We start from the raw sequence: 25358 nt of genomic DNA, 5'->3' as shown, positions 1-25358 counted from the left end.
GGCTATGTTACGGTTTGATAACTATGTCGGACCGCTCACATAACGGTCGGATTTGGCGTTCTGCGGCGGGATGCGGGACGGCGGGAGGCAAGTTGACCTCCCGCCGCGATCGCATGACGCACCGGGGCGGGACCCCGGTGCGCAGATCGTATTGGCCGATCAGCCGTGGCTGGCCAGCGTGGGCTGCTGCTGCGTCGTGTCCGAAGGCACGAGGCTGCTCTCGCCGGCGTCCGGGACGATGCTCGCCGACTGCTGCACCAGCAGGGACAGCGAGATCGCCGATCCGCCGTGGCCGTCGTCGGTGACGTTGAGCTCGGTGCCGGACTGAACGCCCGCGAACTGGTAGGTGTGGCTGCCCGAGTTCGTGGCGAGCGTCAGTGTCGTACCGTCGAAGGTGAACGACGAGACCGACGTGTTGAGCAGGTCGATCGTGTCGCCGAGTTCGAAGTTCGACACCGTGCCGGTCAGGCCGGAAGCGTTCTCGAGCGTCAACGTTGCAGCCGAGCCGGCGAAGTCGACGCCGTTCTGGACGCCTCCGGCGAAGACATGCTCGACCCCGCCCGCAAGGTGGGTGTTGTCGGCGGTGCCTGCGACGTCGAGTTCGCCGCTGTTGAGCGTCGTGTTGGACGCCGTTCCGATCACGAACCCGACTCCGCCGTTGATCGTCGTGGACGCGGCCGAGCCGCCGGCGTCGACATAGAGCAGGCCGCCGCCGTTGACCGTCGTCGCCGTCACCGATCCGCCCGCGCCAATGTACGAATTGCCGCCGTTCTCGATCACGGTGTTCGCGGCGATGCCGCCGTCCAGCACCTGCTGGTTGCCGCTGAGGTTCGTGCCGGAGACGGTGGCATGGTAGACGTCCTGGAAGCCGCCAGCCGCAACGATCGTGCCGGTCGCGCTGCCGCCGTGGTAGACGTGCTGCGCGCCGCCGTTCTTGACGGTCACACCGGTCGCGACGCCGCCGCCCAGCGAGTTGCCGCCACCGACCGAGCCGCCGGTTGCCGTGCCGTCGACATACTGGAAGCCGCCGTCGATCACGGTGTCGCTGGCCGACCCGCCGGCATCGATGTATTGGAAGCCGCCGGTTTTGACCAGCGTGCCGGCGCTGGTGCCGCCATCGCCGACATACTGGTAGCCGCCGCTATAGACCGTGGTGTCGATGGCCGTTCCGCCCGCCAGCACCTGCTGGTTGCCGCTGAGGCTGACGTTGGTGACGGTCGAGTTCGAGTAGACGTCCTGGTAGCCGCCGGCCTCGACGGTCGAACCGTTCGCGCTGCCGCCGAAGTAGACGTGCTGCTGGCCGCCCGCGTGAACAATGGTATCGTTCGCGGTGCCGTAGTCGTACTGCACGCCGCCGCTACGGATGTCGGTATGCTCAGTGGTCGCGCCGTTGAGGACGTCGACGACGCCGCCATTGCCGATCGTGATCTGGCCGGAGACGTTACCGCCGGTGACGACATCGAGAGTGCCGTCACCGAGCACGACATAGCCCTGCGAGGTCGTCGATGCGCCCGTGACCGAAACCGCGCCGGTCGAGACCAGCGTCGGCGCCGCGAAGACGGTCGAGGTGCCGGCGTTGCCGGCTGCATCGATGGTCTTGGCGGTCAGGTTGTTGGCGCCTTCCACCAGCGTCAGGCCGGCGAGGCTCCAGGAGCCGTTGGCGCCAGCCGTGGTGGTGCCGACCAGGGTCGCACCGTCGTAGACCGAGACCAGAAGGCCGGCTTCGGTGGTGCCGCTCACCGTGAAGGTGGGCAGGTTGGCAGTGTCGAGCGTCACGCCGGTGACGCCGACGGCCGGGGCAACCGTGTCCACGGTCACGTTGATCGCGGAGGCGGCATCGCTCACGGCGCCGGTCGTATCGGTGACCTTCGCAGTGATGGCGTGGGCCGCGTTGCCGAGCACGCCGGTCTGGATGTCGACGTAGCCGCGCGCGATGTCGGCTAGCGAGAGCGTGACTGCCGAGCCGATCGCGGTCTGGCCGTCGAACAGCTGCACGACGTCGCCGGCAAAGTTGCTGCCGGTTGCGATGCGGACCGTCAGGTTGGTGTCGTTGGTGCTGGCGCCGTTGGCGAGCGCGCCGCTGTTGGGCGAGACGTCATCGGTGACCGACACGATGGTCGGTGCGGTCGGGGCGTTCGAGAGGTTGAAGACCTGCGCGGTGATGCCGTAGGAGGAGTTGTCACCAAGCGTCTGGCTGAAGTCCTGCCAGCTGATGACGAAGCCGCCATTGGCGAGCGCCGAGACGGTCGGATAGTACTGATAGCTGTTGGTCTGCGAGTTGACGATGTACTCGCCGCCGATCTTGTTGCCGGCCGTATCATAGACCTGCGCCTTGATGCCGGAGCCGCTGCCGTCGGCAGTTCCTTCGTCCGACCAGGTCACGACGAAGCCGCCGCCGGTCAGTGCGGTGATGCTCGAAAAGCCCTGGTTGCCGCCGGTCTGGGTGTTGACCTGGAATTCCGAGCCGACCTTGCTGCCGCCAGCCGTGAAGACCTGCGCGCGGATTTCGCCGCTGGTGTCCTCGAAGCTGATGACGAAATTGCCGTTGGCAAGACCGGTCACGCCGGCAACCATGCGGCTGTTGTAATAAGCGGTATCGACGGTGAATTCGGAGCCGACCTTGGTCGCGCCGCTCGCACCCGGGTGGAACACCTGGCCGCGGACTTCCCAATTGCCGGTGCGGAAATCGTTCCAGGTGACGACGAAGTCGCCGTTGCTGAGCGTTGCTATCGAGGCGCGCTCCTGATCGAAGTTGGCGCTGGTGGAGTTGACGAGGAATTCGGAGCCGACCTTGGCGCCGTTCGCGTCATAGACCTGGGCCTTGATGTCGGGCGCGACGCTGCCCTGGTTGGTCCAGGCGACGACGAAGCCGCCATTGGGCAGGCCGGTGATGGCGGGCGTATTCTGGTTGTTGGCGGTGACGGAGTTGATGAGGAATTCGCCGCCGACCGGGGCGCCGTTCGCGCCGTAGATCTGGGCCTTGATGTCGCCGCTCGTGGAGTTCTGGTCCTGCCAGGAGACGACGAAGCCGCCGTTGCTGAGGCCGGTCACGACCGGGGAGGCCTGCGAGCCGTTGGTCTGGGTGTTGACGAGGAATTCGCCGCCGACCTTGCTGCCGTCGGCCGCATAGAGCTGGGCATGGACGGCGGAGCCGCTGGCGTCGCCGAGCGTGCTGCTGCCGCTGGTGGAGCCGGCGAGGCCGTCCTGCCAGGTGACGACGAAGCCGCCATTGGTGAGGCCGGTAATGGAGGGATACCACTGGCTGCCAGCCGTCTGGCTATTGACCTGAAATTCGGTACCTATTTTTACGACGGTGGTCATAACATACCTCAAGTGATGCTAAAGAAGCGCTGAAGGGCTGAATTCCGCGCTGCGACCGCCTGTTGCGGAGGCATGCGCCGAACCTGCACGGGCTCTAAACGATCTATTTATGATATTTTATGATACATTTTTGCGCGGTATGCGGCATTTTGTCCGGAATAACGTTATATCAATGATATGAGGAGGTTCCGCGGGTGCAGCCGAGGCGGGTGCTCCAAATGGTATGCAATCTGGCGCTGGGCATGCCTCCCGCATAGGCAGGCGTGACTGGAGCCGTGTCGCACGGCCCGCGTTGCGGATGAACGTGCTCGCGCGCTGCCCCTCGATGGCGCGCGACCTGTTGCGTCTGAGATTTGATGAGCGAAGAGTGGCGAGGCTTGCGCCGATGGCCTTGGCCGGAGCAGGGCTCGACAGCCGAGGAAGCTGTACCGGGACTTGTCCCGGTACAGCAACGTCGTCTCAGGTCAGCTCTGGGCGTGAACGAGCGAGGCGCTCTCGGGATCAGAGCTTTGCTGCGTGATCGCGCCTTCGCCAGCATCCGGGACCAGGCTCGCCGAGAACTGCGAGAGCAGCGACAGCGACACGGACGTGCCGCCATGGCCGTCGGAGGCGACGTTCAACGCGGTGCCGGCCTCGACGCCTGCGAACTGATAGGCGAGGGAGCCATTGCCGGTGATCAGCGTGAGCGTCGCGCCATCGAATTCGTACGAGCTCACAGCGAGGTTGCGGAAGTCGATGACGTCGCCGACCTCGAAATTCGAGATCGTGCCGGTCAGGCCGGACGCGTCCTCGAGATAGAGCGTCGAAGCCGTGCCTGCGAAATCGACGCCGTTCTGGACGCCGCCGGCATAGACGTATTCGGCGCCGCCGGCGAGATGCGTGTTGCTCGCCGTGCCCGCGACATCGAACTCACCACTGTTGACAGTCGCGTTCGAGGCGGTGCCCGCCACGAAGACGAAGCCGCCGTTGACCGTCGTGGAGGCCGCCGAACCGCCAACGTCCACATACTGTAGGCCGCCGGCGTTGACCGTCGTTCCCGTCGCCGAAGCGCCGGAGCCGATATATTCGCTGCCACCGGACAGGACCACCGTGTCGGTCGAACTGCCGGTGCCGAGAACCTGAAGGCCGCCGCTGACCTGGCTGCTCTGCACGGTGCCGCTGTTGACCTGCTGGAAGCCGCCGGCCTGCACGGTCGTCGTGATCGCGGTGCCGTCCAGCACGATGTGCTGAATGCCCCCGCTGTTGACGGTGGTGTTGTTGGTCGTTCCGGCGACTTCCTGGACGCCGCCGCCGAACACGACGGTGTCGTTGCCGGTGCCGAGCACGTATTGATTGCCGCCATTGTTGATCGCGGTGCCATTGGCGGTGCCGTCGGTGCCGACATATTGCAGGCCGCCCGACGAGACGATGGTGCCATTGGTGGTGCCGCCGGCCGCCACGAACTCGTTACCGCCGTTGACGATGACCGTCGCATAGGTCACGCCGCCGACATGCACCTGCTGGAAGCCGGCGAGCGTCGTTCCGGTGACGGTGGCGTTCATGACGTCCTGGTAACCGCCGGCGCTGATCACGACGTTACTGGCGGTGCCGCCATAGACGTGCTGGGTGCCGCCGTTGGAGATGACGACGCCGTTGGCCGTGCCGTAATTGTACTGCACACCGCCGGCGATGGTCGAGTTGTTGGCGGTGCCGCCGGCCTCGATCATGATGACAGTGCCGGGGCCGACCGCGGTCGCGCCGGACACGACGCCGCCGCTGGCGACGTCGAGCGTGCCCGAGACGACGATGTAGGTCGTGGTGGTGGGGGCGGAGATCGTTGTCGTGCCGCCAAATACAACTTGAGTGGTCATTGATGCCTCAAATGAGCGCTAATGGGGATGGTCGCGATGATGATACAACTCGGAATGGGAATCATTCCGTAGCTAATGATATATTTTGTATCATAACGCGCGAATAATGTTATAGTGATGTTCAGAACAAGAAGGTGCGGCGAAACGTCGGACGTCTTGCGAGGTCATGCGGACTGTTGCGCATGACCGGCGACCGCGCGGCGCGCCGTGGCCGAGAGGCTGGTCTTCAGGGTCGCTCTACGGGGAATTAACGCTCGACGGGAAAAGCCGGCGGCTTCGGTTGCTCGGAGCCAAAGGCCACCCAGACGTTCGGGTCGGTGGCGCTTTGCCGCGACAGGTAGCGGTATTTGGTCTCGTACCAGAACAGGATTTCCGGGGTCTGGTTGTCGAGGATCATCTCGCCGCGGTCGGAGCGGACGGTGAGTACGGCGTGACGACCTTTGGCCGGACCCGGCTCCTCGACCGTTGTGATCAGGAGCGATCCCTGCGGCCAGCCCAGCTTAGCGAGCATCTTGCGCTTGAGCAGGACGATGTCCTCGCAATCGCCGCGATCGAGCGGAAGCGTCCAGCGTTCGGCCTTGCCGTAAAGCGCGTCATCGCTGGTCCAGGCGACGCGATCATTGACGTATTTGTTCGTCTCGTAGAGCTGCTGAAGCAGTTCGGGCGTGAGCACGACGTCCCGGGCCTGATCAGCGCCGGGCCGGCAGTCCTCGGCATTCTCGGCGCAGAACTGTTGCCAGCCGGACGGTGCCTTGGTCGCAGCGCCGATCGCAGCAAACAGGGTGGGGCGGGCCAGGAAAGCATGGGCCGGCAGCGCCATCGACAGGCAGGCCGCGGCAAGGCCGGCGGCCGCCAGCGTCGTCAGTCTCTGCTTTGCGTTGCGATTTCCCGCCATGTCGTGCCCCGACGCTCCCTGTGCAGGGGACGTTGGCAGAGACAGCTCGCGATCCGACTAAGCTATTGCTTCAAATTGTACCGATCCGCGCGATGTCGGCCGGGCCGGCGGCGGTGATGGTATGATTTTCGTTAAGGCAGGCGTTACGCCGTCACATCATCGATATGACGGCATTCCGCCGCGGCTTGCGGCCCCCGCCGTCGATCAGAACGGCGACTCCCCGGGCCAGCGCAGCGCGTGCCATTGGCCGGCCGCGATCTGGCCGCGGCTCATCTTCGAGGCGACCGCATTGCGCAGCTTTGCAAAATTCTCGCGCGTTTTCCTCGGTGCATGCGCAGCCGCGAGGTTCAGCCATTTGTAGGCGGCGACGTCGTCCTGCGGCACGCCCTGGCCCTTGTCGTAGGCGAGGCCGAGCAGATATTGCGACGTGGTGTCGCCTTGCTCGGCGGCCAGCCTGTACCAGTAGCCGGCGGCGTCATAGGCCTGCGGCAGGCCTTGTCCCGTCGCGTACATGAAGCCGACCATCCCTTGCGCGCGGGCATTGCCGCGCTCGGCCTGCGGCAACAGCAGACGGGCAGCGGTATTGTAGTCGCCGCGGTTGAAGGCGCCGGTTCCAGCGCCGAGGGAATCTGCGTGGGCGATGCTTGTCGAGGCAAGTCCCAGCACGATGGCGGCAATCAAGAGTCTGCTGGACCTGATCATGTGAACCGCTCCTCGGGCAATTTGTACTGGCTCAGCGGTAGGTCGTCGGCGCGGGCCTCGGCCCGATCGCGTTGATCGTACCGCGCAGCTTGGTGCGCAGCTCCTCGGCAACGAAATGAGCATCGGCGCCGTCGCGGATGATCTGCGGCCGGATGAAGATGATAAGCTCGGTGCGCTTGACCTGCTTGTCCGTCTGTCCGAACACGGCTTCGCCGAGGCCGGGAATCTGGTCGAGGCCCGGAATGCCCGCGCGGCTCTTGGTCTGGGTGTCGCTGATCAGGCCCGCCAGCAGGACCGTCTGTCCGCTGGCGACCGCGACCGAGCTGCGCACCTTGCGGGTCGACACCGTCGGCGTCAGCGAGTTGGTCGACGTCGAGGACGACCCTGACGACGAGTTGCTGACCGGATTGGAGATCTCCTGCTCGACATCGAGCCTGACATTGCCGTTGGCATTGATCCGCGGCACCACGCGCAGAATGATGCCGGTGCTGCGGTAGTCGGTCGTGTTGGCGATGGTGTTGTTGCCGGTCAGCACGGTTGCGCTTCCGGTCTGGATCGGGATCTCGTCGCCGACCTGGAGGGTCGCGACCTGGTTATCGATCACGACCACGGACGGGTTCGACAGCACCTTGACGTCGGTGATCGCATGCAGCGCGTTGAGCACGGCGCGCGGCGTCTGCGCCGAGCCGACCAGGAAGTTGAAGCCGGGGATGGCGCGCTGGAGCACGACATCGGCTGCCGCCGCGGCGACCGACGTTGCGCCGTTAAAGCCCACCGAGCCGGTGTTGGGCTTCAGGCCGACATCGCGGCTCATGATGTAGGACTGGATACCGTACTGGAGATCGTCGGTCAGCGTCACCTCGGCGATGGTGGCGTCGATGGCGACCTGGAGCTGCGGCTGGTCGATCTCCTTGATGGTCTGCTCGATGATCCGGTACTGTTCCTGGCTCGCATAGATCAATAGCGTGTTGTTGACACTGTCGGCAGTGATGCGGACACCGTCGAGAACGTTGCCGGGACCTGTGCCGCCGCGGCCTGAATTCTGTCCTGTGGAGGAGTTGTCGAACAGGCTGCCGCCGCCTTGCGAAGCGGATGATGAACCGTAGGCGGCCTGATTGCCGGTGGACGCGTCGGAAGCACCCGCGCTTGCGGCGCGTCCGCCTGAATTCGAGCCAAAGCCGCTGCTCGACTGATTGGGCGAGGCCGACAGGCGGCTGAGCGCAGAGCCGCCGCTCGAGCTCGAGGCGAGGCCGGATCCTGGTGCGACCTGTCCGCCGGGGCTGTCGAGCTGAGAGGCGGACGAGCCGGAAGAGCTGCTCGAACCGAAGACGTCGTTGAGCACCCGCGCGATCTGCCGGGCGTCGCCGAACTTCACGCGGTAGACGTGGACCGCGGAGCGGCCTGTATTGGTGGTGTCGAGGCGGCGGATCCAGGTCTCGACACGGTTCAACAGCTCCGGCTTCCGTGTCACCGCGAGCACCGCGTTCATCCGGGCGATCGACTGGAATTTAATCACGTTCTGCGTCATGCCGCCTTCGCCGGAATCGACAATTTTTTCGAGCTCGGCGATGATCGGTCCCGGATTGCTGTTCTGCACCGGGAAGATGCCGACCGATTGTCCCTTCAAGAAGTCCGCATCGAAGCTCAGCACGAGATCGACCGCGTTGCGGCGCTCGCTGCCGGAGCCCTGGATCAGGATCAGGTTGCGGCTGGTGTCGGCGCGGATCATGCCCTGCTTGGTGGCAAAACTGTCGACCAGCTTGATGACGGTCTGCGCCGAGACATATTGCAGCGGCACGATCGTTATACCGTAACCCGGTGTCATGCGATCGGAGGCGTCCGCACCGCCGACGCCGACCGCGTCGCCCTGCGGCATCAACCGGTAGCCGGTATCGTCCCGCACCAGCGCGACGCCGCCGATCCGCAGCGCGTTTTCGAGCGCGAAGACGACGTCTGATTTGGGGATCGGGCGGCCCGAGGAGAGGCTGATATTACCCTGGACGCGCGGATCGATGACGTAGCCGACGCCGAGGATGTCGCCGAGCACGATCTTGGCGACGGACGCGACCGGCGAATTGTCGAAGTTGAGCTCGAACCGGTCGGTGCTGACCGCCGCTTGCTGCGAGGAGGTGGCGGTTGGCGCATCGTCGCTGGCAACCGCAGCGTAGATCGCGGTCTTGGCGCGGGGGCCGGTCGAGAGCTCGCGCTGCGGCAACTGGTTCGGATAGCGCGGCAACAGGTCAACCGAGCGGACCTTGTCGAAGACATCCGGATCCTTGGTGTCGGCATCGGCGATGCCGCTCACCGTGTTGCACGATCCGAGCAATACGCAGATGGCAGCGCATTGGACAACCAAGCCGATCCGGAATGTTGCTCGGCTCACTGGACTGCCTCACTCACGCGCCGCCCGCTGTTGTTCCCGTCGAGGCGGGGCGGGCCGAATGCGGCTTGCTTAACCCTCTCGTATGACAGTCGTGTGTTACGAATTCTGTTAGCCTTGCGCCCGTCGCGCGAGCTTGTTGTGAGAATGTGATGCGACGGAAAATTGCGCAGGGACATCAAGGACGTTCTGTTCGATCATGTTGTGACTGGCCGGGGACGATATTGCGATCGATCATGCCGTCACATTTCCAATCGGAAAACTAAGGTAAACGGCCCGCTCGCCGCTCTGCGGCCGTCAGAGTGACTACGGTAGACGTTCATGGCCTCCCCGAATGCGCACGAGTTCGTCGCTCGTTTCAGCCAGAAGGTTGGCCTGAAGCCGGACGCGGACAAGCTCGGCAGGCCGAATGGGTCCCGCCCCGCCGAAGGTGGTCTGCGTAAGCTGTGGGAAATGAGTGAATTGTCGGCGAGCGAATTCGCCGACGAGGTGTCGCTGTTCTTCGAGCTTCCGCGCGTCACGCTTCAGGAGATGATGGCGACGGAATCCCGCGCGCAGCAGTTTTCGCGCCGGTTCCTGCGCGAAATGGCGGTGTTCCCGTGTCAGCCCGCTGGCGGATCGCCAGTGCTTGTGCTGGCCGACCCCACGGACCGGGCCTCGATACAGGCGGCTGCAATCGTGCTTGGCACGGCGCCGACCATCAAGGTTGCCTCGTTCGAGGATATCGCCACCGTGCTCGACCAGCGTCTCGGCGAGGAGGAGAGCGCGAGCGCCGAAACCGCCGTCAATGCCACAGCGCAGGATGACGACATCGACAATCTGCGCGACCTCGCCAGCGGCGCGCCGGTCGTTCGCGCCGTCAACGACATGTTCGAGACCGCCGTCGAGCTGCGCGCCAGCGATATCCATATCGAGCCCGGCCGCACCTCGCTGGTGATACGGATGCGCGTCGACGGGCTGCTGCGCAATGTCGCGACACCGAACGGCGTGCCCCCGGCGGCGGTGATCTCGCGCATCAAGATCCTGGCGGGACTGAACATCGCCGAGCGCCGGTTGCCGCAGGACGGCGGCGCGCGGGTGCGGGCGGCGCGCTCGGAGATCGACGTGCGCGTCGCGATCATGCCGACGCAGCATGGCGAGTCCGCCGTCATCCGCCTGCTGCCGCGGGACCGCGCTCTGCTGTCGATCGACAAGCTCGGCTTCCTGGCCGGCGACCAGGGCAAATTGCGGCGCATGCTGGCACTGCCGCACGGCATGATCATCGTCACCGGCCCGACCGGCAGCGGCAAGACCACGACGCTCGCGACCGTGCTGTCGCTGCTCAACGAGCCGACCCGAAAGATCCTGACCATCGAGGATCCCGTCGAATACGAGATCCCCGGCATCTCCCAGTCGCAGGCCAAGCCCTCGATCGGCCTGACCTTCGCCACCGCGCTGCGCTCCTTTGTGCGCCAGGACCCCGACGTCATCATGGTCGGCGAAGTCCGCGACTCCGAGACCGCTCATGTCGCGATCCACGCAGCGCTCACCGGCCATCTCGTGCTGACCACGCTGCACACCGAGACGGCGGCGGCCGCCGTGCCGCGCCTGCTTGATCTCGGCGTCGAGGCGTTCCTGCTGCGCTCGACCTTGCGCGCGGTGATCGCGCAGCGCCTGGTCCGCCAGCTCTGTGACCGCTGCAAGAGCAGTCGGCCGCTGACCCATGCCGACGTCGAGGCCGATCCGCGTTACACGGCGGTCGGTCTGTCCGTCGGCAATGTCATCTTCGAACCCGTCGGCTGCGAGCGCTGCGGCAATGTCGGTTATCGCGGCCGTATCGGCGTGTTCGAGGTGCTCGAGATGAACGAGGAAGTCCGCGCGCTGGTCGAGGAACAGTCCGACTGGGAATCCATCGACAAGGTGGCCATCCGCAACGGCATGACGACCATGATCGAGGATGGCCTCGCCAAATGCCTGTCGGGCATGACCTCGGCGGCGGAGATCCTGCGCGTAACCACCGTGCGGTGACGAGATGCCGAACTTTCGCTATCGTGCGCTGACGCAGAAGGGAGAGGTGGTCTCCGGCTCGATCACGGCGGCCAACCTCGCCGAAGTGTCCCAACGCATCGAATATCTCGGCCTAGTCGCGATCGATGCCGGGCCCGAGGAGGAAGCCAAGGGCTGGTCGCTCTCGCTGGCGTCGTTGACGTTGTCGAAGCCGGGGCCCGCGGATGTCACGATCTTCACGCGCGACCTTGCTCTGCTCCTGAAGGCCGGTGCCCGGCTGAATGATGCGCTCGAACTGCTCGCAGGCGACATGGACGTCAGCCGGCTGCGTCCGGTCGTCAATACCATCAAGACCGCGATCATGTCCGGCGAGAGCTTTGCCGAAGCGCTTGCGCGCGAGCCGACGCTGTTTCCGCCCATGTATGTCGCCCTGGTCAGAGTCGGCGAGATGTCGGGCACGCTGGACCACATTCTGGAGACGATCGGGACTGAGCGCACGCGCGCGGAGGCTCTGCGCCGCAAGGTGACCGGCGCCCTGCAATATCCCGCCTTCGTCCTGCTCGCGGCCGGCGGCGTATTGATATTCTTCGTCACGTTCGTGCTTCCGCAGTTTTCGGCGGTGTTGCGCGACTTCAACGCCAAGACCGATCCCGTCATCGAGGTGTTCCTGACGCTGTCGGACATCCTGCGCGGTCACGGCTTCGAGGTCGGCGCTGTGGTTGCGATCGCCGTCATCGGCGGCTGGCTGGCGTGGCGCAGGCCATCGGTCCGCGCCAGCATCGTGACGCAGATCGCGCGGCTGCCTGTGATCTCGACCGTGGTCGAATTCCATCGCGCCGCGCTGTTCTCGCGCAATCTCGGCATCTTGCTCGGCAGCGGCGTGACGCTGACGGCGACGCTTCGCATCCTGATCGACATCATGAATGCGACCGGCAACGTGCAGGCCTGGGCGGCGATGGCCGACCGCGTGCGCCATGGCGGCAGGCTCGCCGAGGCGCTGGCCGCTTCGGCCGTGCTGCCGCCCGTCGCGGTGCGGATGCTGCGGCTTGGCGAGGAGACCGGGCAGTTGCCGACGCTGTCGGGCCGGGTCGCGGAGTTCTACGAGGAGAAGCTGCAGCGGCAGCTCGATCGCGTCGTCGCCATCATCGGGCCTGCCGCGATCATCCTCATCAGCGTCGTGGTCGGGGGCCTGATCGTGTCGGTCATGACGGCGCTGTTGTCAGTGACGCAAGTTGTCGGTTGAGAAGGGGAGGGTTCGCATGATCCGCGTTTCCAAGAAGGGGCTGTTCCCTGCGCCGAGGCGGCGGCGCCGGCGTCGCGGCGAGGAAGGCTTTACGCTGGTGGAGATGCTGGTCGTCATCACCATCATCGGCATGATCATGGCGCTGGTCGGCCCGCGAGTGCTGAACTATCTCAGCGAATCCCGCGTCAAGGCGGCCAAGATACAGATCCAGAGTTTCAGCAGCGCGCTCGACCTGTTCTACCTCGACGCCGGACGCTTCCCGACCAGCTCGGAAGGACTGGGCGCCCTCGCGCATGCCGTGAGCGGCGTGGCGTCCTGGAATGGCCCGTATTTGAAGGGCGGCAACGTTCCCAACGACCCATGGGGCAATCCTTATGTCTACAAGCAGCCGGCGGAACGCGCGCCCTACGAAATTCGCTCGCTCGGCTCCGACGGACAGGAAGGCGGGACGGGAACGTCGACTGATCTCGTCTCCGGAGCGAACTGATACGGGCGAGGCCGGCTTCACGCTGCTCGAAATGGTCTGCGTGCTGGCCATCGTCGCGATGCTCGCGGCCGTGCTGCTGCCGCGCTTTCCGTCGCAGACCTCGCGGCCGCGGCTCGAGGCTTATGCGATCGAGGTTGCGGCCCTGCTCAAGGCCGACCGCAACGCCGCGCTGTCGCGCTACGGCGCGGTCAGCGCCGTTGTGGACGCGCGGGCGCGTACCGTGAGGTCGGGGTCGGGCCCCTGGATCATCCAGGTGCCGCAGGACGTGGTGTTCGACGCGCTGCTGCCGCAACGATGCAACGGCCGGCCGGCGTTCTCTACCATCAGTTTTTTTGCCAGCGGCATGTCATGCGGCGGCACGATCCGCCTGACACGTCTCGGCAACGCCGTCGAGGTGCGCGTGAACTGGCTGACGGGAGGCGTGGACATTGTCGCGCAGGAAGTCCTCTAGCCGCCGGCGCGAAGCCGGCTTCACCATGATCGAGGCCGTCGTGGCGCTCGCGCTGGTGACGATCGTGCTCGCCGCGATCGGAACGTTGGTCGCGACCAATTCGCGCGGCGCCTGGAAGCTCGAGCAGCATGCCGCCCTCGTCAATGCGGCGCGCGTGGTGGTGTCCACCTTGCCGCGCGCCGGAGCGCCGATGCTTGATGATCTGCGCGGACGGGTCGCCGGCCACCGCTGGCAGATGCGTATGACGCCATTCCTCGATGATGTGCCTGTCGTGCCGGAGTCGCGGTTCGTTCCGCAGCGCGTCGAATTGCGCGTGCAGGCGCCGGGCGGGGCGATGGTGTCGTTCGAAACGATCCGCTTGCAGAGCAGGGGCGGGAGCTGATGACCGACGCCCGGCAATGGCGCGCCGAAGACGGCTTCACGCTGTTCGAAGCCCTGGTTGCGCTGGCACTGATGGGCCTGATCATGGGCGCGCTGGCCTCGGTCACCGGGCAATGGCTGCCGAGCTGGAATCGCGGCATCATCCGTGCCCAGCGCAATGAGCAGGTCGCGGTCGCTCTCGACCGGCTCACGGCCGATCTGGCGGCGGCCGACTACGTGACGCGGTCGGACAATCTGCCGTTGTTTCGCGGCGGGGAGCAGGCCGTGATGTTCGTCCGCTCCGTGCTCGGCCCGAATGGTCGGCCGGGGCTGGAGATCGTGCGGATCTCCGAGATCAACGACAGAAACGGTCCGGCACTGGTGCGCATGCGCGCGCCGTTCGTGCTGCTGAAGGCGGGAGATCCCAGGGCAGACCAGATTCCGTTCGTCGATCCCGTCGTGCTGCTGCGGCTGCCATATCGCATCAGCTTCGCCTATGCCGGCCTTGACGGCAAATGGGGCAGCCGCTGGCTCAACTCCGGCGAACTGCCGATGTCGGTCCGCTTCGACATCAGGGATGTCGAGCGCGGAACCGTGATTTCGAGCGCCGCGCGGATCCATGTCGAGACAAGCGCGCCGCGGCCGGATCCGTCGACCGAGCAGGAGGCGACGCAGACGCAACCCGGTAACGGGCCGACGCAATGACCAATCCGGCCGCTCGACTGAGACGCAAGCTTGCGGCGCAGGACGGGTTCATCGTCGTCGCCACCCTGTGGCTGCTCGCGGGATTGGCCGCGCTTGCGACCGTCGCTTCGGTCTACATCGCGCAATCGGCCAATGCGCTCTCGGCGCTGGACGCGGCGACGCAATGGGAGATGCTGGGTTCGGCGGGTGTCGAGCTCGCCGCCTACCAATTGTCGGCGCCTGCGACGATGCGGCGTCCGACCCATGGCGGCTTCGGCTTCCGCCTGGCGGATGCCTCCGTGCGGGTCGAGTACATGTCGGAATCGGCACGGATCAATCTCAATATGGCGCCGCGTGCGATGATCGCGGGACTGTTCAGGGCGCTCGGCGCGCCGGCGGAAGCAGCCGACGAATATGCCGCGCGCGTCGTCGCCTGGCGGCGCACGCCGAGACCGGACGGGCGGGATACGGAGCCGGCGGCCTATGCTGCGGCGGACCTCGCTTACGTGCCGCGGCAAGCGCCATTCGCCAGCGCCGATGAGCTGTGGCTGGTGCTCGGCCTGCCGGTCGAGCTGATCGAGCGTGCGTTGCCTTTCGTGACCGTCTACAGCGGTATGGCGGAGGTCAACGTGCTCGATGGCGCGCCGGAGGTGATCGCGGCATTGCCGGACATGACGACGGCCAGGCTCGACGCCTTCCTCAATCAGCGCGCGGACCTGCCGCCCGACAATCCAGAGTTCGTCATCGGCGCGCTCGGCGGGCGGCAGCCGGGCGCCACGATATCGGCGAGCGACGCCTATCGGGTGCGCATACGGATCACGCTGCGGGACGGCCGGCAACGAACGCCCGAGGCGGTGATCCGGATTCCGGGACCGGGCGAGAAGGAGGCCTTCCGCGTACTGGCGTGGACCGACGAGGTTGATCCGGATCGAGGAGGGCGGCCGAGGCCGCGGGAGAGCCGATGAGTATTCCCAGTCAAATCGCCGCCGCGCTGTCGCTGTGGATCGACAGCGTTGCGCGCACGGCGAGCGCGCGGCTCGAACGAGCGCGCGGTGCGCGGCAGATCGCGATCAGCGAGGACGAGGAGGGCGCTCTGACGCTGCGCCTTGCCTCGACGACGAGCAAGGATGCCGATCTGCCGCACAGTCGCATCAACGTCGTCGACGGCATGATCAGCGAACCGTTGTCGGACGAATGGTCCGCGGCGATGAAGGGTGCGATGGTCGACCTCGCGCTTCAGCCATCGCGCTTCGTATTTCGTCCGCTGGAGTTGCCGGGACGTGCAGTCGAGTTTCTCGACGGCATCATTCGTGCCCAGATCGATCGGCTGACACCCTGGAGCCCGGCGGAAGCGGTGTTTCACTGGACGCCGCCGCGGGCGATCGCCGACGACCAGGTCGAGTTGACGGTGGTCGCGACGGCGCGCGCGGCGGTGACATCGTTGTCGCAAGCTCTCCTCGATGCAGGCGCGGCCGCCGTCGAGATCTCGACCTCTGCGCCCGGGATGGAGCGGGTCGCCGTCTATCATCAGCGCGTCGGCGGGCAAACCGGCTCGAGCCGGCTCCGCTTTGCGTTGATCGCAGTCCTCGCGACGACCGGCGTGCTGGCGATGCTGTCGGTCGGGCTCGGCGGGATCGCCACCGATTCCTACGATGCCCAGCTGCAGCAGACCCAGCGCAGGATCGCCGAGCGCCGCGCGCTCGCGCGCGGCGGGCAGGGCGGCCAGGGCAGCTCGCCCCTCGAAATCCTGGCGCGCCGCAAGCAGACGATGCCGTCGGCCGTGATGGTGCTGGAAGAGCTGTCCGGCCTCTTGCCCGACCACACCTACGCGACCGAGCTGAGGATCGAGGGCGACAAGCTCCAGATCACGGGTCTGACCAGCGACGCCCCGTCGCTGATCCAGATCCTGGAGCAGTCACCGCATTTCGCCAGCGCAGGCTTCTTCGCACCGACGACGCGCGCCGCCAACGAGGCGGGCGAGCGCTTCCACATCGAGACCAGGATCAAGCCGCAATTCGGGCCGGGCACATGATCAGCATGCAGAAGTTCGAAGGATATCTCACGCGCTTACCGGTCGCAGCGGTCGCGGCCTATGTGGCGCTGGTGGTGCTGTTCGCGTTCACGACAGTGCAGACCGTGATCGAGATCCTGGGTAGCCGCGATGCTGCGGCGTCAGCGGCAGAGATCCTTCAGACGCTCGAGGCCCGGCGTGCTACGCCGCCGCCCGCCGTCCGGGCCGATATCAGCGTTCCCACGGGCTCGGCGTTCCTCGAAGGACAGACGGCCTCGGTCGCAAGCGCCGTGCTGCTCCAGCGGGTGCTCGCGGCGACCAAGCGGGTGAACGGCAACACACTGTCGTCACAGGTCGATGTCCAGGGACCGCTCGCCAAATCCGGCTTCGTCTCGGCGACTTTCAACATCGAGCTCGCTTCCGCATCTCTTCAGCCGCTCCTCTATGACCTGGAGGCCGGCATGCCCTTTCTGTTCATCGATGGTCTGGTCGTCCAGGCCGCCTCGGGCAGCGCCGACAACAGTAAGTTGCGCCTGGTCCTCGGCATCTCGGCGCAGCGACAGAACGCGAAGTGAACGAAGCGACCTCGGGTGGAGGCGAAATCAGCTCGCGATCGTTGCGCGGTGGGCGCTCACGCAATTGCTGCGCGACCGGATACCGGCTTCATTTCAGGTTTGAACAGCAGCAACAGGAGCGAGACCCCGAACGCGTCGCCGAGACTGAACAACTGGGGTTGGAAGAAGGCCCCAAACGCCAGGGCGACCAATCCGCCCAAGCGGGCACAGGCAAAGCGGCGTTGCTGCCGATCCTTCCCCGTTGATCGCACCGCCTCGGCGTGTGCAGCGGCAATGACGCAACCGATAAAGAGGATTATCAATCCGCCCCCGACGATTCCGAATTCCACCAGCGTCTTCAGGTAGCCATTGTGCCCGGCCTCAAAGGCTGATGCGCGCTTGAATCCGATGCCGAGCGGATGATCCATGATCGTCGCCAGGGCCGCGTACCAGTATTCATCCCTTCCTGTGAATCCTGAAGACAGATCTCGACTTGAATCGTCAAGCGCGAGAAAGGTGGCAATCTGCGGCCAAAGGAATATGCACAACAGCAACGCAACGATCGCCGCGGCAACCTTCCACGGGCGCAGGGAATTGAAGGTTAAGTCATGCACGACAAGCGCGGAAATGCAGCCGATCAAGGCGTACCGCGAGCTGACGAGAGCGGCCATCGAGAAGCACAGGATTCTGACGACGATACCCGTTTTCCCAGCGTGAAACTGCGACAGAATGAAGCCTGCGAGTAACGGTGCGGAAAAGAGATTTGGTTGAATACCCCCGACATTGCGGCCTTGCGGTAATCCCAGGACGGCCAGCGCGGAGATGCCGAACAGACAAAATATGATGGATGCCACCTTCATGCAGGTTTCGATGTCGTCCGGTGGCAGCGTCCATACGACAGACAGCATCAAAGCAGTCAGCATGAGCAGAATGGTGTAAAAAACGCCAACGAACGTCGCCGCCTCGTCATCGTGCAATTGTAGGACAACAGACAGGTAGATGATGCCAATGATCGCGACCTGGGCGAGGCTCAATCGCCCCAGGCTGGCGAACGCCCGCGAAGCGTGCATCAAGGACACCGTCGTGATGAACAGCGCGATTCCGGTAATCTGTCCGATCAGAACCGTGCCGCCCAGGGCAAACGAAGTTGGAACGTCCGCGAAGTCCGGGTTCAGGTCAATCATGGGGAAGGAAAGGAGGCCGCACCACGCCCAGAAAGACCCGATAACTGCAATCGTTGAAGGGCTGCGAGCGCGGAAAATTGCGGCAGCACCAGCGGTCAATCGGTGCTTGCCCGGGTTGGTCGTCGATCGATCGACGAAAGATGCTGGCAGGTTCAAGGAAATCGTCCCTCTTGCGGGTGCGCTTGTCAGACGGTGGTTCCCGGCACCCGGACGTGGTCCGGCGGCAATCCCGCCATGTGCCGCTCCATCATGGCCGCGTATGCCGTCTCCAGATCACGCGTGTATTGCTCCGTGTCGTACAAAGGTGTCGTCAGTCGATCGCGGGCCAGCTTCGCTCTCAGCGCCGCGAGCCTGGCGGGATCGTTCGCCAGTTCGATCGCCAATTGTTCGTAGGCCGCCGGCGTCGTCGTGATCAGTGCGGGCAGGCGGATCGCATTGAGCAAGCTCGCCCCGACACGCGCCGCGAATGTTTCGCCGAGGCAGGTCACGACCAGAAGTCCGGTCCAGAGCGCATCGCTGGCGGTCGTATGAGCGCCGTACGGAACTGTATCGAGGAAAAGGTCCGCGCAACGATGCCGCGCTAGGTGCGCGGAGGTGGGGAGCCGTTGGGCGAAAACCAGACGGCGCGGCGCCACGCCCCTTGCCTGCGCCTCTCGACGCAAATTGTCCGCAGCCGTTGGATTGTCCTCGAACAGCCACAACACGCTGTTCTCCACCGCGGCGAGAATCCGCATCCAGGATGAGAAAACGTCGGGCGTGATCTTGTAGTTGTCGTTGAAGCAGCAGAAGACGAAAGCGTCATCCGGAAGGCCGTGCTCGGCGCGGACAGGCATCAGATCCGCAATTGCACGGTCGCGATCGTTTGCCTGATAGCTTTCGGGAAGCCAGGCGATTTTCTCCACGTAGCAATCGTAATCGTGCTCGGGAATCACGTTTCGGTCTGCGACGATGTAGTCGATGAAGCCTGCACCGATGGTGCCGGGAAAGCCGAGATAATTGACCTGGATCGGCGCGGGACGCATGGCGAAGATGCCGGTGCGTGCATCCTGGGTATATCCTTTCAAATCGACGAGGATGTCCACTTCCAGAGCCCTGACAAGCTCGGCGATTTGAGCGTCACTTTGCGGTTTGGCGTCGACAAAGCGCTCGAACGCGGCTTCGATCCGCCGGCGCATGTCCGAGCCGTCGTTTGGGCCGACCGAGATCGCGGTGACTTCAAAGCGCGTCCTGTCGTGATGTTCGAAGACGCCCGCCATCAGCTGCGAGGTCGCGTGCTGATGAAAATCGGCCGAGAGATAGCCGATGCGGACACGGTCGTGATTGTAGCGCTCGCCGCGCCAGACCGGCGACCTCTGGAGACGAAAGTTGTTCTCGGCCCATGTGCGCGCGCATTGGAGCTGCTCGGCCGATGTGGACGGAATCGCGACGAACATGAACGGTGAGACGAGCTTCCCGCTTCGGACCGATGACCTTACCGAGGCACAACCACTCTCGAAATCCGTCCAATCGCATTGATGCAACTTGACGCGCAAACAGGCGGCGGCCACGGCGGACTGATCCGGATTGAGGTCGAGAGCCCTGTTCCAGGCGACTAAGGCGTCGTCGTAACGTTTCTCGAGGTAGGCGACCTGACCCTTCGCCAGCCAGGCGCTCACCAGGCCGGGATTCAGGACTGTGGCGCGGTCGAGAGCCGCCGCCGCATCGTGGTGACGGCCAAGGGACAGCAACACAGTCCCGCGCCCGAGCCAGGCCTCGGCGAAAGCGGCATCCGCAGCGATGGCGCGATCGAACGCGACCTCCGCATCGCGCTGACGGCCCGATCGAAGGAGAATATTGCCGTGCCCGGACCAGGCCGATGCGAGTTGCGGCCCGATGGCGAGTGCACGGTCGTAGGCTACCGCGGCGTCCTCGAGGCGACCGAGATCGAGGAGAGCGTTGCCCCGGCCAACCCATGCTTCGGGGAGGTCGGGTTGCAGCTTCAATGTGTGGTCTGCGGCCGCCAAAGCTTCATCGCGCCGGCCCAACTGGATCAGGGCGTAGCAGCGGCCGAGTGCCGCTGCCGCAAGATCGGGCCGCAGCGTGAGGGCGTTGTCATAGGCCGCGAGCGCGTCGTCGTAACGGCAGGTGGCGAAATGGATCGTTCCCTTGTCGAGATGAGCCTCCGCGAGCCGTGGGTTCAACTGCAATGCCTGGTCATACGAGGCGAGGGCCGGTTCATATTGGCGCGACTTCGCCAGCGCCGAACCCAGCATGAAGTGGGCTGGAAAATGCCGGGGGTGATGCGCCAACAGGCGTGTCAGTTGCTCGATGGCTTCGGGATGGCGGCTCAGAGCCAACAGCCCGGCCGAGCTTCCATGTAGAAGTCCCAGGCTGGTCGGCGCGAATTGTAGTCCGTGCTGGCACAGCCGAACCAACTCGTCATGCTCGCCGGCCCGGTGGAGCACGGCCGCGTAGTTCTCAATGAACTCCAAATTGACCGGCTTCGACTGCAACGATCGTGTCATCAGCAGTTTTGCGCGATCAATATTTCCCGCCGCTGCCTCGGCCACGCCCAGGAAATGCACGGCGTGAAGATTACTGGGATTGGCATCGATGATGCGTCGATACAGTTTGGCGGCGGCGGCGATGTCCCCCTTGTCATGCAAGGACAGCGCCCGATCCAATATCCGTCGCTCGTCACGCATCGCTCGAACCGCACATTGCCTCAAAGGCCCGATGGCCGGGACGAACTCCCGCTCTGCTTGACCCGACCCCACTCCTTACGTTCCGAATTGCACAAGACTGTGACATCGGCGGCTGTAGCGGCGAGCTATGCGATGATCCGCGAGCTGTCGTCGGACCGGTTATGCGAGGTATCAATTAGTGTAACATTGGTCTACATCGGCGCTGCCAGCCGTAGGTTCAGGTCACGACGCCCGCCCCGGAAAACATCATGCTTGATACAAGTGTCGCGAGCCCCAACGCCTCGGATGGAACGCGGAGCCCTGCGGCGTCTCGATACCGGCTTGCACAAATGCGCGCCGCCGGTTGGGTGAGAGCCGTCCACGGCCAATGGAGGCAGATTGCCAATATCGGGCTGCTGGTCGTCGGGTTCGGCCTCGGTCAAGGGGCGATATTCATTGTCCAGACCGTGCTCGTGGCCGCAGGTGAGTACGAGCTTCTCGCAGCATTCGGCACGCATTATTCCTTTGCCATTCTGGGCATCGTCCTCGTTGACGCCGGTGCGAGTACGACACTCGCCCGGGCAGTCGCCCGCTTGCCGAGCGGCCGAGAGGCACGCGGCGAGGTGTGGCGGACATTCTGCGAGACGAGCGCGATAAGGATCACGGTGGCCTTGATCGTCGGTGCCGCTGCAGCCCTGTATGTCTGGCGATTCTCGACTGACGAGTTTTCGCGATGGTACGTCGCCCTTGCGCTCCCCGGATTGCTGCTGTGGGCCGTCAACGGGGTTGGTCTGCTCGACGGCCTGAGACTGAGTGGCATCAGCGGAATCACGGGATCGGTGGCTTACCTGGTCACCGCCGCCGGCCTCGCCTTGGCGGCCCACAAGTCGGCTGCCGCAGCAGGCGCGATCCTGGGCGGCGCCTTTTCCATAGGCTATCTCGTGACGTTGATCGCGCAATGGACGACGCTGGCGCGCAAGGGCTGGTACCCGCGATTTCACAGGGTGACACGTGCGGGCCTGACAAGGGCACTGACGGACGGCTGTGCCCTGTCGTTCCAGATCTTGCCGGGGCAGGTCAACATGCGCGTTCAGTTGGTATTGAGCACGGTCTATCTCGGCGCCGAGACGACCGCCCTTTTCGTGTACGCCAAGCAGATCGTGACGGCATCGACCCAGATCGTAGGGTTCGTGCTGAGGGTGGAATTCCCAAGCCTCGTCGAGAAACTGTCAGCAGCCGGAAAGCAGAGCCTCGGCAATATGCTCGGGGCGCAGAGAATGGCGCTCTATTGCGCGGCGACGTTTGCAGTCGGGGTTACCGTCGTCGCCGGCATCGCTGCGCAGGTGCCGGATTTTGGCTTGCACCGGGCTGCGATTGTCATCGCCGGCTTCGCGCCGACGATATTCACGATGTCGCTGTTGCTGATGATGATGCAGGCCCTGGCGGCGACGGGCGCGTATGGCCTCGCCGCCGGGGCTCTGGCGATCGGCTCGGTGGCGGGAATGCTGGTCAGTTACATGCTGGTTTCCATGCTTGGCGTCTATGCTTTCGTGGCGGGAGAGGTCGTATTGAATCTGGTTGGACTCTATGTCGGATATCGTTATCTGCGCCGCTGAGGGACGAGCCGGGACGGCCGAGCCCCGATCTTGTCGTCCTGTGATATCAGCTCAAGTCGGCCGGTTTCGGCACCGTCGCGATGGGGGGAGCGGAGACTGGCTTGGCTGCAGGCCCCCATGGCAACCGGAATGACAAAGGCCTCAGGAAATTTTCGGCAGCCTCGACGATGATCCTCTTCTTCGCCAGGACCTTCGATTCGACCAGATGCCAGGACAACGCCGCGAACACCAAGCTGAGGACATAAGCCATGGCAAAGCTGAGCAGCCAGTTCCTGTTCTCCGGAAAGAGGTGGACGAGGAGCTGCTGTACCGGCAGTCCATACAGGTACACTCCGTAGGAATAGTCGCCCGTCCGATTGACGAACGTCTCGCGGAAGTTGGAAAGCCCGACGAAGACGGTGGCGTAGGCGATCGGGATCATCGCCAGATATTGCAGCGCTCCTCCCCAGAGCAGGGCGTAGGAAAGCACGACCGACAGAGCGAAAAGGTCAGCTCGCAGCGGAACCTTGTCCTTGAGCTCGAACAAGGACACGCCGATCAAGAACGCGAGGACGAGAGTCTCGATTTGCACTCTCCCGTCACCCGTAGACCAGTCCGCCGGCGCATGAATTCCCAAGGCCTGCATTCCCAGCAGGCAGATGAACGTCGCCACGGTGACGAGCGGAACGGTCCGGCGCAGGTGTGCGAGCTGCAGGACGAGCACGGTAGCGAGGATTGCGTAGCAGTACATCTCCGCCGGAATGGTCCAGAGCTGCAGATTCACGACACGCGGCACAGGGTTGTTAAGAAAGACACCAGGCAGATAATATTGGATATCGCCGATGATATTGAGAGGATATGCCCGAAACAGAGGATCACTGAAATACGCGGCCAAGGTGAAGCTGGTCACGAGCGGACCGAGCACCAGCATTGCGAGAAGCGACTCGACACAAAGCGCCGGGATAATACGCAGCACTCTCAGCAACAGAAAGCCGATTGTCGTCTTTGAACGATGCAGACTTCCTGAAACAAGGAATCCGCTAAGGGCGAAGAAAGCCGGCACCACTGCCCAGAGAATTGGCTGGTAGATCGGGGGCTGCGCCACGGAAAACATGCCGACGCGGACCGTCGAGTCAACCAGCGACTTGAAGGTCTGGACATCTGCGCCCAGCGTAAACGTCTTGCTATGGATGAAGAGGACGGCCGTAGAGAGAAGTATCCTGAGGTAGTCGAAGCCTGTTGAATGACCCTCAACGGACTCCATCCGAGCGGAGATGCTTTCTCCCTTGGGCAGCGCGGAAGTCATCGGTACTGATCCCCGTCCAGTCTTGCTAGTGTTCAGAGCCGACGCCCCTGGCTCGCGGACGCAAGGGCTCTCTTGAGGGCGGCCACCCTGACGTCTCTGGCCGGCGGCGGCTGCCCGTCGCGACATGTTCGATCGAGCGAACCGGCGTCGCCAATGGCGCGGTGCGCGGAGCAGGTGTGGCGGTCCGTTGCGGAAGGGACATGAATTCGTGTTCGAGCGAACGGATGATCGAGATGCGATCCCATTTCTGTTCGGCGCGTGCGCGCGCGACGGCGCCGAGGCGATCTCGCAGTGCTTCGTCTTCGGCCAGAATCGTGACAGCCGCAGCAAGCGCGCCGGCGTCGCCTGGAGCGATGACGAGGCCAGCACCTTCCACCTCGGACGCGATCCCCGTACCAGGCTCGGTCATCGCGATGAGCGGTCGGCCGGATGCGAGCATGCCGGCCAGCTTGGACGGCAGAACCAGGTCGGATATCTCGGCCTTTTGCGGCAAGAGCTGAATGTCGGCGGTGCTGAGCAGCTCCGAGACCCGATCGAGCGGCTGGAGATCAAGGAAGCGGACGTTGTGCAGACCGGCAGCCATTTGAACCAATGCCGGTTTGACCGGGCCATTTCCGCAGAGAACGAATTTCACCGAGGGCTGGCTGTCCTTCAATGCTGCGGCAGCTTCGATGATCAGCTCCAGCCCCTGCTTGTTCGACATGGCTCCCGAGTAGAGCGCCACGATATCGGTCGGCGCCAGCTGCAGTTCCGAGCGGAGCTGCGTTTGATTGCTTCCCGGCACGACGATGCTCGTATCGATCCAGTTCCGGAACTCACGCAATCTGGTAGGCACGATACCCTTGTGCTCGAGGCGGCGTACCATCTGTATCGAGATGGTCGAAACGCGGTCGAATGAACGCAGTATCCACCGTTCGACCGTACGCATCAGCTTGCGCGTGACGCCGCTGCGGAGCAGCCCGACCTCGAAGGCTGCGTCGACTTCGAGGTCCTGAACATGGACCCAGGAGGATGCGCCGGTCATCCTGGCGGCCAATGCCGCCATGGGCGCGGAAAGCAGGGATGGCGCCACCACGAAGACGATATCGGGGCGCCACCAGAACGCGCTCGACAGAACGGGGACGGCCGCCGAAAGCATGAAGGAGGCGTGGTGAAGCAGTCGCTTGAGACCCGAGGGCCGGCTTGGCACGTAGATCGGCGCCCGAATGACGTCCACATCGTTCAGACGTTGATGGCGATACCATCTCGAACGATATCCCGGTGGGATGCTCCAGTCGGGGTAATAGGGCGGGGCCGTGACGACGCGAACCTCGTGTCCCCAACTGGCGAGACTCTCGCAGAATTCGGTGTTGTATTTCGCCACGCCGATCAGATCGGGAGCATAATTTATCCCTATCACCAACACCCGCATGACCGTCCTCATTTTCGGTCCAAGCGAAAGGCTTCGACCGGCCGCGACAAATCCCAGCCCGCCGAGCCGGTTATGGGTTCGGTCGTGGCGCCTGCAGGCCGGAGCGTGTCTTGGGGGTGAAGCCGAGTCCGAGATGATCCTGGATAGGATCGATCTCGGCGAGCATCCTCCTGCGTATTGTTATGCCTGATATCATTTCTTGTGTGACGTTATCGTAATAACGATACGACAAGTAACAAGTAGCGGCGCGGCGCGGCGATCCCGAGAATTGGATC

General features: G+C 64.3%; 19 protein-coding genes. 10 read left to right on the top strand and 9 right to left on the bottom strand.

Annotated features, from left to right (window positions below; all coding sequences use genetic code 11):
- Nucleotides 1-159: 159 nt before the first annotated feature.
- From AB7290_RS30685 to gspD, 5 genes are all read right to left on the bottom strand, one after another.
- Entirely contained in the window at nucleotides 160-3321 is a 3162-nt protein-coding gene (locus tag AB7290_RS30685; RefSeq protein ID WP_354112444.1) for an AIDA repeat-containing protein, read from the bottom strand.
- Nucleotides 3322-3785: 464 nt separating this feature from the next.
- A complete protein-coding gene (locus tag AB7290_RS30680) occupies nucleotides 3786-5171 on the bottom strand; it encodes an AIDA repeat-containing protein (RefSeq protein ID WP_085402750.1) in 1386 nt (461 codons plus the stop codon).
- Nucleotides 5172-5418: 247 nt separating this feature from the next.
- On the bottom strand, nucleotides 5419-6066 hold the full coding sequence (locus AB7290_RS30675) for a transglutaminase-like cysteine peptidase (RefSeq protein WP_071915607.1): 648 nt from the start codon (nucleotides 6064-6066) through the stop codon (nucleotides 5419-5421).
- A 204-nt stretch (nucleotides 6067-6270) separates the two neighbouring features.
- Complete coding sequence (locus AB7290_RS30670) at nucleotides 6271-6768, bottom strand: tetratricopeptide repeat protein (protein ID WP_085402751.1); 498 nt, start codon at nucleotides 6766-6768, stop codon at nucleotides 6271-6273.
- Nucleotides 6769-6799: 31 nt separating this feature from the next.
- Nucleotides 6800-9073, bottom strand: a complete 2274-nt coding sequence (gspD, locus tag AB7290_RS30665; protein WP_245344174.1) for a type II secretion system secretin GspD — start codon at nucleotides 9071-9073, stop codon at nucleotides 6800-6802.
- 396 nt (nucleotides 9074-9469) lie between these two features.
- On the opposite strand from gspD, the gene AB7290_RS30660 reads away from it, so the two are divergent.
- Genes AB7290_RS30660 through gspM form a run of 9 tightly spaced genes read left to right on the top strand, consistent with a single transcriptional unit; the run spans nucleotide 9470 to nucleotide 16945 of the window.
- On the top strand, nucleotides 9470-11155 hold the full coding sequence (locus AB7290_RS30660; protein WP_085402753.1) for a GspE/PulE family protein: 1686 nt from the start codon (nucleotides 9470-9472) through the stop codon (nucleotides 11153-11155).
- A gap of 4 nt (nucleotides 11156-11159) precedes the next feature.
- Complete coding sequence (locus AB7290_RS30655; RefSeq protein WP_085402754.1) at nucleotides 11160-12377, top strand: type II secretion system F family protein; 1218 nt, start codon at nucleotides 11160-11162, stop codon at nucleotides 12375-12377.
- Between the two features lie 16 nt (nucleotides 12378-12393).
- A complete protein-coding gene (gene gspG, locus AB7290_RS30650) occupies nucleotides 12394-12864 on the top strand; it encodes a type II secretion system major pseudopilin GspG (protein WP_085402755.1) in 471 nt (156 codons plus the stop codon).
- The gene (locus tag AB7290_RS30645) at nucleotides 12842-13315 is read left to right on the top strand and encodes a prepilin-type N-terminal cleavage/methylation domain-containing protein (protein WP_256461638.1); all 474 of its coding nucleotides are present in this window, start codon (nucleotides 12842-12844) and stop codon (nucleotides 13313-13315) included. Before gspG ends, AB7290_RS30645 begins: the two co-directional genes overlap by 23 nt.
- Nucleotides 13293-13697, top strand: coding sequence for a prepilin-type N-terminal cleavage/methylation domain-containing protein (locus tag AB7290_RS30640; RefSeq protein ID WP_085402756.1), 405 nt, complete (start codon nucleotides 13293-13295; stop codon nucleotides 13695-13697). The genes AB7290_RS30645 and AB7290_RS30640 overlap by 23 nt, the downstream gene beginning before the upstream one ends.
- On the top strand, nucleotides 13697-14380 hold the full coding sequence (locus AB7290_RS30635; RefSeq protein WP_085402757.1) for a PulJ/GspJ family protein: 684 nt from the start codon (nucleotides 13697-13699) through the stop codon (nucleotides 14378-14380). Before AB7290_RS30640 ends, AB7290_RS30635 begins: the two co-directional genes overlap by 1 nt.
- Nucleotides 14377-15324, top strand: coding sequence for a general secretion pathway protein GspK (locus tag AB7290_RS30630; protein ID WP_085402758.1), 948 nt, complete (start codon nucleotides 14377-14379; stop codon nucleotides 15322-15324). Before AB7290_RS30635 ends, AB7290_RS30630 begins: the two co-directional genes overlap by 4 nt.
- The gene (locus AB7290_RS30625; RefSeq protein ID WP_085402759.1) at nucleotides 15321-16391 is read left to right on the top strand and encodes a PilN domain-containing protein; all 1071 of its coding nucleotides are present in this window, start codon (nucleotides 15321-15323) and stop codon (nucleotides 16389-16391) included. Before AB7290_RS30630 ends, AB7290_RS30625 begins: the two co-directional genes overlap by 4 nt.
- Entirely contained in the window at nucleotides 16388-16945 is a 558-nt protein-coding gene (gene gspM / locus AB7290_RS30620) for a type II secretion system protein GspM (RefSeq protein ID WP_245344176.1), read from the top strand. Before AB7290_RS30625 ends, gspM begins: the two co-directional genes overlap by 4 nt.
- A gap of 56 nt (nucleotides 16946-17001) precedes the next feature.
- Here the strand turns inward: gspM and AB7290_RS30615 are convergent, their stop codons facing one another.
- Nucleotides 17002-18264: an O-antigen ligase family protein gene (locus AB7290_RS30615; protein WP_144030800.1), complete on the bottom strand. Its 1263-nt coding sequence runs from the start codon at nucleotides 18262-18264 to the stop codon at nucleotides 17002-17004.
- 29 nt (nucleotides 18265-18293) lie between these two features.
- The gene (locus tag AB7290_RS30610) at nucleotides 18294-20792 is read right to left on the bottom strand and encodes a tetratricopeptide repeat protein (RefSeq protein WP_085402761.1); all 2499 of its coding nucleotides are present in this window, start codon (nucleotides 20790-20792) and stop codon (nucleotides 18294-18296) included.
- 329 nt (nucleotides 20793-21121) lie between these two features.
- On the opposite strand from AB7290_RS30610, the gene AB7290_RS30605 reads away from it, so the two are divergent.
- Nucleotides 21122-22387 (top strand): oligosaccharide flippase family protein, encoded by a 1266-nt coding sequence (locus AB7290_RS30605; RefSeq protein WP_085402762.1) that lies wholly within the window; start codon nucleotides 21122-21124, stop codon nucleotides 22385-22387.
- Between the two features lie 46 nt (nucleotides 22388-22433).
- On the opposite strand, the gene AB7290_RS30600 is transcribed toward AB7290_RS30605, so the two are convergent.
- Together AB7290_RS30600 and AB7290_RS30595 are read right to left on the bottom strand one after the other, a co-directional pair.
- A complete protein-coding gene (locus AB7290_RS30600; protein WP_441254227.1) occupies nucleotides 22434-23672 on the bottom strand; it encodes an acyltransferase family protein in 1239 nt (412 codons plus the stop codon).
- Between the two features lie 25 nt (nucleotides 23673-23697).
- Nucleotides 23698-25083: a glycosyltransferase WbuB gene (locus tag AB7290_RS30595; RefSeq protein ID WP_085402790.1), complete on the bottom strand. Its 1386-nt coding sequence runs from the start codon at nucleotides 25081-25083 to the stop codon at nucleotides 23698-23700.
- Between the last annotated feature and the right edge of the window lie 275 nt (nucleotides 25084-25358).

Origin of the sequence: Bradyrhizobium sp. 613_E4_N2_2 (assembly GCF_052075995.1) — a bacterium.
Lineage (GTDB): Bacteria > Pseudomonadota > Alphaproteobacteria > Rhizobiales > Xanthobacteraceae > Bradyrhizobium > Bradyrhizobium barranii.
This window is presented reverse-complemented; position numbering and strand designations above follow the sequence as displayed.